This window comes from Cytobacillus solani, from assembly GCF_001420595.1.
GTDB lineage: Bacteria > Bacillota > Bacilli > Bacillales > Cytobacillaceae > Cytobacillus > Cytobacillus solani.
On record NZ_LJIX01000006.1, the window covers coordinates 4,727,352 to 4,741,530 of the forward strand.

General features: G+C 41.8%; 11 protein-coding genes. 1 reads left to right on the forward strand and 10 read right to left on the reverse strand.

The window, feature by feature from the left end:
- Nucleotides 1-113: 113 nt before the first annotated feature.
- The 6 genes from AN957_RS25245 to AN957_RS25270 form a co-directional block, all read right to left on the reverse strand.
- On the reverse strand, nt 114-752 hold the full coding sequence (locus AN957_RS25245) for a TetR/AcrR family transcriptional regulator (RefSeq protein ID WP_053478517.1): 639 nt from the start codon (nt 750-752) through the stop codon (nt 114-116).
- A 127-nt stretch (nt 753-879) separates the two neighbouring features.
- Nucleotides 880-2,019 (reverse strand): acyl-CoA dehydrogenase, encoded by a 1,140-nt coding sequence (locus AN957_RS25250; RefSeq protein ID WP_053478516.1) that lies wholly within the window; start codon nt 2,017-2,019, stop codon nt 880-882.
- Nucleotides 2,020-2,052: 33 nt separating this feature from the next.
- The gene (locus tag AN957_RS25255) at nt 2,053-3,183 is read right to left on the reverse strand and encodes an acyl-CoA dehydrogenase (RefSeq protein ID WP_053478515.1); all 1,131 of its coding nucleotides are present in this window, start codon (nt 3,181-3,183) and stop codon (nt 2,053-2,055) included.
- 233 nt (nt 3,184-3,416) lie between these two features.
- The gene (locus tag AN957_RS25260) at nt 3,417-4,268 is read right to left on the reverse strand and encodes a 3-hydroxybutyryl-CoA dehydrogenase (RefSeq protein WP_056686803.1); all 852 of its coding nucleotides are present in this window, start codon (nt 4,266-4,268) and stop codon (nt 3,417-3,419) included.
- A gap of 110 nt (nt 4,269-4,378) precedes the next feature.
- The gene (locus AN957_RS25265; protein WP_056686806.1) at nt 4,379-5,566 is read right to left on the reverse strand and encodes an acetyl-CoA C-acetyltransferase; all 1,188 of its coding nucleotides are present in this window, start codon (nt 5,564-5,566) and stop codon (nt 4,379-4,381) included.
- A gap of 293 nt (nt 5,567-5,859) precedes the next feature.
- Nucleotides 5,860-7,971, reverse strand: coding sequence for a (Fe-S)-binding protein (locus AN957_RS25270; protein WP_056686808.1), 2,112 nt, complete (start codon nt 7,969-7,971; stop codon nt 5,860-5,862).
- A gap of 217 nt (nt 7,972-8,188) precedes the next feature.
- Here AN957_RS25270 and cls point away from each other — a divergent pair, with 217 nt between their 5' ends.
- Entirely contained in the window at nt 8,189-9,373 is a 1,185-nt protein-coding gene (gene cls / locus AN957_RS25275) for a cardiolipin synthase (protein WP_379999727.1), read from the forward strand.
- A gap of 45 nt (nt 9,374-9,418) precedes the next feature.
- Here cls and argS read toward each other — a convergent pair whose 3' ends face one another.
- The 4 genes from argS to speE form a co-directional block, all read right to left on the reverse strand.
- On the reverse strand, nt 9,419-11,089 hold the full coding sequence (argS, locus tag AN957_RS25280; protein ID WP_056686811.1) for an arginine--tRNA ligase: 1,671 nt from the start codon (nt 11,087-11,089) through the stop codon (nt 9,419-9,421).
- Nucleotides 11,086-11,502 carry a YwiB family protein gene (locus AN957_RS25285; RefSeq protein WP_245637815.1) on the reverse strand — a complete coding sequence of 139 codons (417 nt, stop codon included), beginning with the start codon at nt 11,500-11,502 and terminating at the stop codon, nt 11,086-11,088. Before AN957_RS25285 ends, argS begins: the two co-directional genes overlap by 4 nt.
- Before the next feature lie 542 nt (nt 11,503-12,044).
- On the reverse strand, nt 12,045-12,917 hold the full coding sequence (speB, locus tag AN957_RS25290; protein ID WP_056686816.1) for an agmatinase: 873 nt from the start codon (nt 12,915-12,917) through the stop codon (nt 12,045-12,047).
- A gap of 170 nt (nt 12,918-13,087) precedes the next feature.
- Nucleotides 13,088-13,915 (reverse strand): spermidine synthase, encoded by an 828-nt coding sequence (gene speE, locus AN957_RS25295; protein WP_053478507.1) that lies wholly within the window; start codon nt 13,913-13,915, stop codon nt 13,088-13,090.
- Between the last annotated feature and the right edge of the window lie 264 nt (nt 13,916-14,179).

Sequence of the window (14,179 nt, forward strand, 5' to 3'; positions counted from 1 at the left end):
ATTAGATTGATTGCTTATCGAGCATTTTTTATGGTTTATCTAACAGCTTTGTTCATTTATCTAGCAATTGGAATAGTTTATCTAGCAAGTCCCCTTATTTATCGTGCAATCCCCTAAATTTGTTTTGATTTCTCAGCAATGATTCCTTGAAAAAGCAAATCAGTTTGCAGCTTAATGTAATCATCGATTGTGTAGATTTTTTTCAATGACCAGCGGCGGAAGGCCCACATTTGCCCTTGGACAAAGATATTATGAGCAATCATTTTGACCTGCTCCTCCGTTAGATCTAATTCTCCATTTTCTACACAGCCATTAATGACCTGTTCGAACATTTCGACCATTTCAAGTTCTTTCTTCAGGACATAAGGCAAGGCATCTTTTGATAACGACTTCACTTCCTGATACATGACGAGCACCTCATCCTGCATCTCATCAACCACCCGGAAATATCCCGCAATGCCAAGCCTTAAGCTTTCTAGTGTTCCCCGGTTTGTATCAAGGTCTTCCTGAAGGCGTTCGCTTACCTGATCATAAATGCTGTCACACACAAGATATAAGACATCTTCCTTCGTTCGGATGTACTCATATAATGTGCCGATGCTAAAACCGGAAGCCTTAGCAATTTCCCTTGTTGTTGTGCGATGGAACCCTTTTTGAATAAAAAGGGTTACCGCACCTTTAATCATTTGATCCCGCCTCTTTTTAACGAGCCGTTCGTCTTTCACAGACGCTTGTACTTCACGTTTTTTCACTTTACCTACCGCCTTTATCAATCCCCAATTTCGAGTATGCCTTTAGGGCAAGTTTTCAGCAGGTTTAGCAGACTAAGACGATCTAGATCTTCGAGGAAACCCCGCTTTTAAACTCTATATGCAAGCCTTATTTCGTTAGCATGCGAGAAATAACGAGACGCTGAATTTCTTGTGTTCCTTCATAAATCTGAGTGATTTTTGCATCTCGCATAAAGCGCTCAACTGGATAATCCTTTGTATAGCCATAGCCGCCGAAAATTTGCACGGCATCTGTCGTTACCTTCATTGCCGTATCTCCTGCAAGCAACTTAGACATGGCTGACTCTTTTCCATACGGCAAGCCTTCAGATTCAAGCCATGCTGCTTGATAGGTTAATAGCCTTGAAGCTTCCACACTTGTAGCCATATCTGCCAGCTTAAAACCAATGCCTTGCTGAGCTGCAATCGGCTTTCCGAATTGCACGCGCTCCTTTGCATATTCAATCGAAGCATCTAGAGCACCTTGCGCAATTCCGACTGCCTGAGCTGCAATTCCGTTGCGTCCGCCATCAAGCGTCATCATTGCAATTTTGAAGCCTTCTCCTACTTCACCTAGCACATTTTCAACTGGTACCTTGCAGTTATCAAAAATGATTTCTGTTGTTGGTGAAGAACGAATGCCTAGCTTTTTCTCCTTTTTGCCGACTGAGAATCCTTCGAAGTCTGATTCAATAATGAATGCTGTTGTTCCCTTATGCTTTGAAGACGGATCTGTTAGCGCAAATACAACGTAAATATCAGCAATTCCGCCATTTGTAATAAAAATTTTCGAGCCATTTAAAATATAGTGATCCCCTTCAAGACGAGCAGTCGTTTTCATACCGCCTGCATCTGAACCGCTCCCAGGCTCTGTTAAGCCGTAGCCGCCAATTTTCTCTCCTTGGGCCATCGGTTTTAAGTATTTTTGCTTTTGCTCTTCACTGCCGAACTTATAAATTGGCCAGCCTGCAAGAGAAGTATGTGCAGATAATGTCACGCCTGTTGAGGCACAGACTCTTGAAAGCTCTTCAACAGCAATACAGTACGCTAAATAATCACTGCCAATGCCGCCGTACTCTTCAGGCCATGGAATCCCTGTTAAACCAAGCTCAGCCATTTTATCGAAAATCTCACGGTCAAAACGCTCTTCCTCATCACGCTCAGCTGCTGTTGGAGCTACTTCATTTTTCGCAAAATCACGTACCATTTTTCGGATCATTTCATGTTCTTCAGTTAATTGAAAGTTCATCTCACTTATCCTCCATTAATGATGGTATTTGTTTTACAGCTGTTTGCTAATAACAATTCGTTGAATTTCGCTTGTTCCCTCATAAATTTCAGTAATTTTTGCATCACGGAAATAACGTTCAACTGGGTAATCCTCTGTATAGCCGTAGCCGCCAAATACCTGAATGGCATCTGTCGTTACTTCCACCGCTGTTCTTGAGGCATAAAGCTTGGCCATTGACGCTTCTTTCCCACATTTAACCCCTCTTTGGCGAAGATCTGCCGCACGGTAGATTAATAGCTTCGCAGCTTCCACACTTGTTGCCATATCTGCCAGCTTAAACCCAATACCTTGCTGAGCTGCAATTGGCTTGCCAAATTGAACACGTTCCTTCGCGTACCCTGTTGCAGCCTCGAGTGCTGCCTCTGCTATTCCAAGCGCCTGTGCGGCAATTCCGATGCGGCCGACGTCAAGGTTAGCCATCGCAATTTTAAACCCTTGCCCTTCTTCACCAAGCAGGTTCTCTGCCGGAACACGCATGTCCTCAAAGCTGAGCTGCAGTGTTCTTGATCCATGCAGCCCCATTTTATGTTCATCCTTCCCGATCACGAGACCAGGCGTGTCTTTCTCAACGATGAATGCTGAAATTCCTTTGCTGCCAAGCTTAGGATTGGTTGAAGCGAAAACGATATAAATATCTGCTTCCCCGCCGTTTGTAATAAATACTTTGGATCCATTGATGATATAATGGTCGCCATCTTTACGCGCTTTTGATTTTAGGCCCCCTGCATCTGATCCTGCACTCGGTTCAGTTAAACAGAACGCGCCAAGATATTCACCTGATGCCAGCTTTGGCACGTACTTTTGCTTTTGCTCTTCTGTTCCAAAATAAACGATTGGGTTTGTTCCCACAGATGTATGAACAGATAAAATCACGCCTACCGTCGCACTCACTTTTGAAAGCTCGTTAATAGCAATGATATACGAGGTAAAATCCATTTCAGATCCGCCGTATTGCTCAGGAATCGGAATCCCCATCAATCCTAGCTCTCCCATTTTACGCAGAATCTCACGCGGGAACTCTCCCTGCTCCATTTTTTCAACAAATGGCGCAATTTCTGTTTGTGCAAAGTCACGCACCATTTTTCTCATCATTTCCTGCTCTTCAGTAAATCTTAGGTTCATTTCTTTCCCCTCCGGACTTCATTCTTCGGTGTTTATAGAAAAGCGCAAGCGCCTTGGTCATCGCCGTACAAACTGGAAGGGCCCCGACTGAGATAAAGGAAAACACGGTTTTCGGTAGCGGACCAATGTTGACTTATCGTAGGGAGGAGACCTGAAGTTTGATAGGCGATAGTCCGCTTGCGCTAGACAACTCTCTGTCTCAAAGTTATACTTTCTTACCCTTCTTAAAACCTCTATTCGTATTCGTAAAAGCCTCTGCCTGTTTTCTTTCCAAGCCAGCCTGCTTTGACATACTTCCTTAACAGCGGGCATGGACGGTATTTATCATCGCCGAAGCCTTCATGAAGGGTTTCCATAATATACAGGCAAGTATCGAGTCCGATGAAGTCAGCCAGAGTTAATGGCCCCATTGGATGATTCATGCCGAGCTTCATGACCTCATCAATGGCTTCCTTCGTTGCAACTCCTTCATATAAGGTGAAAATAGCTTCATTAATCATTGGCATTAACACTCTGTTAGAGACAAACCCTGGGAAGTCGTTGACTTCTACAGGAACCTTTTTTAAAGTCTTTGTGATATCTTCGATTGTTTGATAGACTTCATCAGCAGTAGCCAATCCACGGATGATTTCAACAAGCTTCATCACCGGAACTGGGTTCATAAAATGCATGCCGATCACTTGTTCAGGACGTTTTGTCGCTGCTGCAATTTCTGTAATGGGCAAGGAAGAGGTATTGCTTGCTAAAATCGCATGTGCTGGGGCAATTTCATCCAGCTGACCGAAAATCTTCGTTTTGATTTCCATATTTTCAACTGCTGCCTCAATGATCAGGTCAACATCTTTTGCATCCGTTAATTCAGTTGAAGGTGTAAGATGATTCAAAATCTCTTCCATTTGCTGAGCTGTCATCCGCTCTTTCTCTACTTGTCGATTGAGGTTCTTCTTAATGACACTCAGTCCGCGGTCTACAAATTCCTGTTTCAGATCATTTAATAAAACACTGTATCCTGCTTGGGCACATACTTGTGCAATCCCTGATCCCATTTGGCCAGCACCGATTACCATGATTTTTTGTACGTTCATTTTCTCTGCTCCCCCAATTTATTCGTTGAATAGTGTATTTTAAATTTAAGCAATATACATAGATTTCAGATAATAGAAACTAAATTTTTTTCAAGAGGTTAGGATACGACCTAGTGTTTTGGCACTTCAATCATAATCGCATCGCCTTGGCCGCCGCCGCTGCAGATAGCCGCAATGCCTACCCCGCCGCCGCGTCTTTTCAATTCATGCATTAATGTTAGAATGATTCGCGCCCCGCTCGCACCAATTGGATGACCAAGGGCAACCGCACCGCCATTCACGTTGACTTTGCTTTCATCTAAGTTTGCAATTTTTCCGCTCGTTAATGCCACGGCTGCAAATGCCTCATTGATTTCGAATAAATCGATATCTTCAACAGATTTTCCAGTTTTCCGAAGAAGCTCATTAATCACTAGCCCTGGTGTTTTCGGAAAATCCTTTGCTTCTACTGCAATGGCCGCATGCCCTAGAATAACCGCTTCCGGCTTTCTTCCTTCACGCTCCGCACGTTCCTCACTCATCAATACGAGGGCTGCTGCCCCATCATTCACACCTGGTGCATTCCCCGCTGTGATTGTTCCGCCTTGACCAAAGGCTGAACGAAGCTTAGCTAACTTTTCAAGAGAGGTATCCTTTCGAGGTGACTCATCCTCTGCTATAATAATCGGTTCGCCCTTTCGTTGCGGAACCTCAACAGGAACGATCTCCTCTGCTAGTTTTCCAGACTCCATCGCTGCAACAGTCCGTTCATGGCTCCTTAATGCCCAGCGATCCTGCTCTTCCCTGCTAATCTCAAGCTCCTCTGCTACCTCATTGCCATACGTACCCATGTGGACACCGGTAAAGCTGCAGCTTAGGCCATCATGTGTCATCAGGTCCTTAACTTGTGCATCTCCCATTCGCAACCCCCAGCGAGCATTCGGCAAGAAATACGGCGCATTGCTCATCGATTCCATTCCGCCTGCAACAATGACCTCTTCATCCCCTAAGCGAATAATTTGGTCACCGAGTGTCACACTGCGCATACCTGAGGCACAGACTTTATTTACTGTTTCCGTCTTCACTTCCCATGGCAATCCAGCTTTTCGTGCTGCCTGCCGCGATGGGATTTGACCTTGCCCCCCTTGGAGAACAGTACCCAGAATCACTTCGCCAACTTCTTCAGGCTTCACACCCGCGCGATTTAAGGCCTCTTTTACTGCAATGCCGCCAAGATCAGATGCTGAAAAGCTGCTTAATCCGCCTGCAAATTTTCCAAAAGGCGTTCTTGCCCCGCCTACTATTACGGTCTTCCCCATTCGAATCGCTCCTTTAATTCAATTGTTAAAAAGTATTAAAATATTGAGATGAAAAAGTAATTGTCTTTGAAGTTGTTCATAGCTGAAGTTTCAATTAGTGGACTAGTTAAATGACTGAACGCTCGCTCGAAACAGATATAAAAAAATTTACATATTCCATTTCAAGAATTGTAAGCGCTTTATCTTATTATTCTATTTTACTTTAAAAATAGCAGAAATTGAAACACTTTACCCAAAATTCATAAAATTATATTTATGAATGATGCTGTGTTTCAATTTCTCTTGATTATTTATTAGGATACGAGTGTTTGCTGTTCGCCAATGACGGATTTCTCTAGAATTTCAGCTACGTCGTACGTACCTACTTGTTCTTCTACTTCCTTCGCCTTTGTCCCATCAGAAAGCATCGTTAAGCAATATGGACAGCCAGAGCTGATGATACCTGGATTAACCGCCAATGCTTGCTCTGTCCGTGAGACATTAATGCGATGACCAGTTTCTTCCTCCATCCACATTAAGCCGCCCCCTGCTCCACAGCACATCGCTGTTTCACGGCTTCTCTCCATCTCTACAAGCTTGACGCCTGGAATCGCTTTTAGGATCTCACGAGGCGGATCATACACTTCGTTATAGCGTCCTAAGTAACAGGAGTCATGGAAGGTAATCGTTTCGTTTACGGCATACTGCGGCTTCAGTCTGCCCTTTTTAACAAGATCGTAAAGAATTTCTGTATGATGGTACACTTCAGCTTCTAATCCGAAATCAGGATATTCATTTTTGAAAATATTGTATGCATGCGGATCGATTGTAACGATCTTCTTCACTTCATTTTTCTCAAACTCTTCGATATTTTTCGTTGCAAGCTCCTGGAATAAAAATTCATTTCCAAGACGCCTTGGTGTATCACCAGAGTTCTTTTCTTTATTTCCTAAAATCGCAAACTTAACGCCTGCTTCATTCATTAATTTTGCAAAGGAAAGGGCAATTTTTTGGCTGCGGTTATCAAATGAGCCCATTGCGCCAACCCAGAAGAGGTATTCGAATTCTTCTCCGGATTTTTTCAATTCCTTCACTGTTGGTACATATACATCCTCGCGTGCTTCTCTCCAGTTTTCTTTTTCCTTACGGTTAAGTCCCCAAGGATTGCCCTGGCGTTCAATATTTGTCATGGCGCGCTGTGCATCTGCATCCATTTTTCCTTCTGTTAAAACTAGATAACGGCGAAGGTCAATAATTTTATCCACATGTTCATTCATTACTGGACATTGGTCTTCACAGTTTCGGCAAGTTGTACATGCCCAGATTTCTTCTTCCGTAATCACATCGCCAATTAAGCTTGGGCTGTAGGCAAGTCCTGCTGCAGCCTCTTGCGCTCCTTTACCTGACGCTGCTAATGCAAGCTGATTGCCTGTTGTATTTGAAAATGCAAATGTCGGCACCCACGGCTGTTTAGATGTAACAGCCGCCCCATGGTTTGTTAAATGATCGCGAAGCTTAAGAATTAGGTCCATCGGTGATAGCATCTTGCCTGTGCCTGTTGCTGGACACATATTTGTACAGCGTCCGCACTCCACACATGCATAGAAGTCAATCATTTGCAGCTGGTTGAAATCTTCAATTTTTCCAACACCAAACGATTCCTGTGATTCATCTTCAAAGTCAATCTTCGTTAATTTTCCTGGATTTTCCAAACGGTTAAAGTACACATTTGCTGGTCCAGCAATTAAGTGAGCATGCTTGCCCTGTGGAACGTATACTAGGAATGCAAGCAGGAATAGCAAGTGAATCCACCAAGAGATGTAGAAAACGACGACAGAGGCTGTTTCTCCCATCCAGGAGAATGCTCCGGCGATTAAAGATGCAACTGGCTCTGTCCATACACCTTCATGTCCATGCCAGATCATACCCATGCCGTTTCCAAGTAGAACGGATAGCATTAACCCACCGATAAAAATTAAAACAAGACCTGATTTAAAGCCTCTTTTCAATCGGACAAGCTTTTCAATATATCGGCGATAGAACGCCCAAACAACCGCTACTAAAATCGTTAACGTGACAATTTCCTGAAAAAAGGTAAAGGCTGGATATAATGGCCCAAGCGGCAAATGAGCTCCTGGCTTGATCCCTTTAATGATAAAATCAATCGCACCGAATTGAACAAGAATAAAGCCGTAGAAAAACATAACATGGATCGCTCCACTTTTCTTATCCTTCATAAGCTTTTTCTGCCCAAAGACATTCACCCAGATTTTTCCGAGCCGCTCTTTCACATTATTATCGAAGTCAACCTTCTTACCGAGCTTGATATACGCCATTCTTGTCTTAATCACATAGACAAACAAGCTAATAGCGTAAGCGGTTACAAGGAGAAATGCGATTAAGTTAATCCATAATAACCCATTCATATATAAAGCGCTCCTTTCTTGGATTCCTAATATACATATTAGTCGAAAATTTTTAATACAATTAAATTTTCAGATATTATTACTTGTATCTATTATATAATGAATGAGCATTCAGTCAACCAGTTTTTGCTTTTTCTACAAAAATAATTATAGAATGCATGGACATGGAGATAATAATTGGTAACATATATCTGGGGAGCACGCAGCAATGACGATCATATTGACAGTAGCAGCTATTTTACTAATAATTGCTCTTTGGCTTTCACTTGATTTCACCCTCGGGAGAAAAAAACAGTTACAAGGCTTAAAACGAGTAGACTCCCCTTTTCGAGTAAGCAATATCGATATTTTCACTCAGGGGCAAGAGCTATTTGCCGACTATTTTTCCGAGCTAAAAAAGGCAACACATCATATCCACATCCTCTTTTACATTGTAAAGGACGACAAAATCAGTAAAGAATTTCTAAGCATATTAAAGAAAAAGGCGGATGAAGGAGTAGAAGTCCGTTTGCTTCTTGATCGAATGGGGAGCTTCCCGATTAAGAAAAAAACAATTGAATCACTAAAAAGGCATGGGATTCATTTTTCCTTTGCCCATACACCTAAGCTGCCCTACCTTTTCTATACATTCCAAGCTAGAAATCACCGAAAGATCACGATTATTGATGGGAAAATTGGATATATTGGCGGATTCAATATTGGCAAGGAGTATATTAATTTAGATCCAAAATTAAGCCCTTGGCGCGACTATCATTTAAAAATGGCCGGTGAAGGTGCGGCTGATCTGCAGAAGGAATTTTTGGTCGACTGGCATAAAGAGACGAACACAAATCTATTAGCAAATAACGCTTATTTTCCTGCATTGCATACTGGAAAGATTCAGCATCAGATTATTCCGTCAAAAGGTGCCTTTTTGGAAGACACCTTTTCTTCTTTAATTAATAGAGCAAAAACAAAAATTTTCATTGGTACACCCTATTTTATTCCTAGTGAAAGATTATTTAATGACTTAATCGCAGCGCAGGAAAGGGGAATTGCATTAACCATCCTTGTTCCAAAAATTTCAGATCATATCCTTGTAAAAGAGGCTTCCTATCCATCTTTAAGGAAACTTCTTGAAAATGGCGCTGCCGTTTATGAATTTCAAACTGGCTTTTATCATGCCAAAACAATCATTATCGATGATGAGGTTTGCGATATTGGCACAGCAAACTTCGATAGGCGCAGCCTTTTTATCAACTATGAAATTAACTGTTATATTTATGATCAGCCTTTCATAAAAAAAGTACAGGCTGTCATTAAAAAAGATATTCAGGATTCCAGACAATTATCCCTAACAGAATTAAATCGGAGGCGCAATATCAAAGAATGGGCAGCCAGGCTTTTTGCACCACTCTTATAATTGAAAATCGCAAAAAAGCTGACTCCCGCGAGTCAGCTTTTTCGATTACATTTTTTCCGGAGCAGACACACCGATTAAAGCAAGAGCATTTTTCAAAGACGTTTGAACTGCCTTAATTAGTGCTAAGCGTGCTTTTGTTCGTTCAGGTTGATCTGCATCTAATACTTTTTCAGCATTATAGAAGCTGTGGAAAGTAGATGCTAGTTCAAAAATATAGTTTGTAATTCTGTGCGGCAACCGCTTCGCAGCTGCTTCTCCAACTGCTTGAGGGAATTCGCCTAATTTTTTCAGGACATCCATTTCCTTCTCAGAAGAAATAAGAGAGAAATCAGCCTGTCTGTCGACAGTCATTCCTTGTTCTTCTCCTTGGCGTAAAATGCTTGAAATACGCGCATGTGCATACTGCGCATAATATACAGGGTTTTCATTAGATTGAGAAACAGCTAAGTCTAAATCAAAGTCCATGTGCGTATCTGCGCTTCTCATTGCAAAGAAATAACGAGTTGCATCAAGTCCTACCTCTTCAACAAGATCACGCATTGTTACAGCTTTCCCTGTGCGTTTGCTCATCTTCATTTTTTCGCCGTTTTTATATAAATGAACGAGCTGGATAATTTCTACCTCTAATGCCTCACGATTATAGCCAAGTGCCTCGATCGCTGCCTTCATACGAGGGATATAGCCGTGATGGTCTGCACCCCAAATATTAATCAGCTGTTCAAATCCGCGCTCAAGCTTATCCTTATGGTAAGCAATATCTGGTGTTAAATAAGTGTAAGAGCCGTCATTTTTAATAAGAACACGGTCTTTATCATCGCCAAAAGTAGTTGAACGGAACCATGTCGCTCCACCATCTTCAAAAATATGGCCATTATCCTTCAATGCTGCTAATGCCTTATCAATTTTCCCATTTTCATAAAGAGACGTTTCAGAATACCAGACATCAAATGGGACACGGAAATCTTCAAGATCAGCCTTTAGCTTGGCCATTTCAACCTTTAACCCGTATGCACGGAAAAAGTCAAAGCGCTCCTTTTCGTCTGCATGAACATACTTATCGCCATATTCCTCGGCAAGCTTTTTGCCGATGCCAATAATATCTTCCCCATGGTATCCATCTGCCGGCATTTCTTTTTCCATGCCAAGTGCTTGGAAATAACGAGCTTCAACAGACCATGCCAGATTATTAATCTGGTTGCCCGCGTCATTAATATAATATTCGCGAGAAACGTCATAGCCGGCCTTTGCTAAGATGTTGCATAAAGAGTCGCCAACTGCCGCTCCGCGAGCATGTCCAAGATGAAGGTCACCGGTAGGGTTTGCAGACACAAACTCCACTTGAACCTTTTGCTTGCGGCCGATATTTGTTTCCCCATATCGATCCCCTGCTTCAAGAATCGTTGGAATTAAATTTGTTAAGTAGCTATTATCCATGTGAAAATTAATAAACCCCGGTCCAGCCATTTCAATTTTTTTAATGGACGCTTTGGAAGCATCAAAATTCTCGATTAATGCTTCTGCTATTTGTCTAGGCGCCTTTTTTGCAACACGTGCCAGCTGCATGGCCATATTTGTTGAATAATCCCCATGTGATTTATCCTTCGGCACTTCTAGGATAACATCCGGAATTTGTTCTTCAGCTGCTAAATTCGCTTTTAGAACAGCATCTTTGATTTCTTGTTTTAATTTATTCTGCATTTGCTCAACACTATTCATTTTTCTTCCTCCTTTTGAAATGTTATGACTAAATGATATGTACCTGAATTTGCACCTTGTATGCTCATTTCATATAAAAGATCAATTGATCCAATGTCTGTCTGTTCATCAAACTGATGGTCAAGCCTTTTTGTTAAAGTAGCCGTTTCAAATACCCCATACGGCGTATCATAGCTGCCTCTTAGCTTTTTATTCATTTGAAAAGGAAGCCTCATTTTCACTGCACCACTTCGCAAAATTAGACCATCCTGATCTGAAATTTTAATAATAGTCTTTACGGTGCCTTCTTCCATTTCCTCATTATATTGCAGAAAACGGGCATTTTCCTTTTTGTAGTATTGTCCAAAAGCTGTAAGTTCAAAAGTATCCTTACTGCTCCCATCACGTATATCCGTTTTTACCTTAATTTTCACAGGCACTTGCTCCACTGGTTGGCTACACATCCTTTTCATTTCATTATAGTAGAAAACGATAACAGGTGCTAGTTGAATAAGAAAAGCGCAAGCGCCTTGGTTATCGCCGTACAAACTGGAAGGGCCGCGACCGAGATAAAGGAGACACAATAAGCAGAGCGAATTGATGTCGACTTATCGTCGGGAGGGGACCTGAAGTTTGATAGGCGATAGGCGCTTGCGCTAGACAATCCGAAATGCGGAGGCGGCTTGCCCAGGGGCGACAAGCATAAGACGAATCGGCAGGAAGACTGCTCTTTAGCCTTCTTGACGAGTTGGCTTATGACCTCGAGCCCCTAGCAGCCGTAGCTAGACAATTCTCTAACTCCAAAGCTATACTTTCTTATTTCACGGAAAAAAACGGAGACAGCGGGTCTCCGTTTTTGTTTTAACATTGTTGCTAAATAACACATAGTTGGCAAAAGTTGATTTCCGCTCTAATCAACCAATTTTTTCAATTACACAACTAGTTTTATACAACAATCTTTTAGAAAAGTGCTTTATTATTTAACCCAGCCAAGGATCATTTCGCGGATTAGCTTGCTTGCTGTATTTGCCGTTTGTTCTGACGGGTCATAGATTGGGGCAACTTCTACAAGATCTGCTCCTACTACATTAATTTCCGAACGGGCAATTTCATGGATGGAGGCTAGCAGCTCTTTAGATGTAATGCCTCCTGCATCAACTGTTCCCGTACCTGGTGCATGCGCAGGATCGAGTACATCAATGTCGATCGTGACATACACAGGTCGTCCGGCTAATTTTGGCAGCACTTCTTTTAGAGGCTCAAGCACTTCAAACTTTGAAATGTGCATGCCCACTTCTTTTGCCCATTGGAACTCTTCCTTCATACCAGAGCGGATGCCGAATGAATAAACATTCTGAGGTCCAATTAATTCAGCCACCTTGCGAATAGGTGTTGAATGAGATAATGGCTCCCCTTCATAATTCTCACGCAAATCTGTGTGTGCATCCATATGGATAATCGCAAGATCTGGATATTTTTTATACATCGCTTTCATTACAGGCCAAGAGACTAGATGCTCGCCGCCCATCCCTAATGGAAACTTATTTTCTGCTAAAAGCTTATCAATAAATTCCTCGATTAAGTCCAGACTTCTTTGCGGGTTTCCGAACGGAAGCGGAATATCGCCTGCATCAAAGTATTTTACTTCTTCTAATTCACGATCTAAATAAGCACTGTACTCTTCAAGACCAATGGATACTTCGCGTATACGTGCAGGGCCAAAGCGGGAGCCCGGACGATAGCTGACCGTCCAATCCATTGGCATTCCATATAAAACAGCTTCACTTTCTTCGTAATTCGGATGGCTTTTTATAAAAACATTGCCTGAGTATGCTTCATCAAAACGCATAACTGTCATCCCTCGTTCGTATGTATTTGGAGCATGAAGCTCCTTTCAAGTCTAATTTGCAAAAAAATGAATTTATTTGCGAAAGATCCACTTTTATTTGCGAAATTAACCTTATTTTTGCAAAATCTCAATTTTAATTGTGAAATTACAATTATTATTGCAAATCTAGGTTACTTCACTAAATCTTGTACAAATTTCGGCAAAACAAATGCGGCTTTATGAAGTTCCTTCGTATAATACTTTGTTTCAATCTCATGGAAGCGTTCTTCACTAACTGCTAATGGATCATATTTTTTTGAACCAATTGTGAAAGCCCACATGCCACTTGGATAAGTAGGAATATTTGCCACATATAGATTTGTGATTGGAAAGATTTCCTTTACATCTTTTTGGACATTGCGGATTAAGTCAGCCTTAAACCAAGGGTTGTCTGATTGAGCAACAAAGATGCCATCTTCCTTTAGCGCTTTAGAGATTCCTGCGTAGAATCCTTTTGTAAACAAGTTAACAGCAGGACCCACTGGCTCAGTTGAGTCAACCATAATGACATCGTATTCATTTTCACTTTCAGCAATATGCATGAAGCCGTCTCCAACTTGGACATCTACACGCGGATCATCCAGCATGCCAGCAATTTCCGGCAAAAATTTCTTAGAATACTCGATTACTTTTCCATCGATATCAACGAGCGTTGCCTTTTTCACGCTAGGATGCTTAAGCACCTCACGAATAACACCGCCATCTCCTCCGCCTACTACAAGGACGTTTTCAGGATTTGGGTGTGTAAACAATGGCACATGCGCCACCATTTCATGGTAAACAAATTCATCCTTTACAGAAGTCATAACCATGCCATCAAGCAAAAGCATATTTCCCCATTCTTCTGTTTCAACCATTTCAAGCATTTGAAAATCTGTTTGCTCTGTATGTAAAGTCTGCTTAATTTTCATTGTAATTCCGAAATTCTCTGTTTGTTTCTCAGTAAACCATAGTCCCATTTTAGAATCATCCCTTCCATCAAAAAAATGACGTGTATTTAATGTAAAAAGAATAAGGCGAGCGCAAGCAGCAGACTATCGCCTATCAACTTCAGGTTTCCACCCTGCAAGAAGTCAACATCGATGCGCCCGCGCTCACCATGTTTCCTTTATCTCAGTTGGTGCCCCCACATTTTGTATAGCAATGATCAATGCCTTGCACTTTTCTTATAATTCCCAAACGCCATAATTACAAACATGAGAAAAAGTATAGATGAATCTAGC

Coding starts and splice junctions, on each gene's coding strand:
- AN957_RS25250 (WP_053478516.1), bottom strand. CDS start 2,019: ATGAACTTTCAATTAACTGAAGAACATGAAATGATCCGAAAAATGGTA.
- AN957_RS25255 (WP_053478515.1), bottom strand. CDS start 3,183: ATGAACCTAAGATTTACTGAAGAGCAGGAAATGATGAGAAAAATGGTG.
- AN957_RS25260 (WP_056686803.1), bottom strand. CDS start 4,268: ATGAACGTACAAAAAATCATGGTAATCGGTGCTGGCCAAATGGGATCA.
- AN957_RS25265 (WP_056686806.1), bottom strand. CDS start 5,566: ATGGGGAAGACCGTAATAGTAGGCGGGGCAAGAACGCCTTTTGGAAAA.
- AN957_RS25270 (WP_056686808.1), bottom strand. CDS start 7,971: ATGAATGGGTTATTATGGATTAACTTAATCGCATTTCTCCTTGTAACC.
- argS (WP_056686811.1), bottom strand. CDS start 11,089: ATGAATAGTGTTGAGCAAATGCAGAATAAATTAAAACAAGAAATCAAA.
- speB (WP_056686816.1), bottom strand. CDS start 12,917: ATGCGTTTTGATGAAGCATACTCAGGCAATGTTTTTATAAAAAGCCAT.
- speE (WP_053478507.1), bottom strand. CDS start 13,915: ATGGGACTATGGTTTACTGAGAAACAAACAGAGAATTTCGGAATTACA.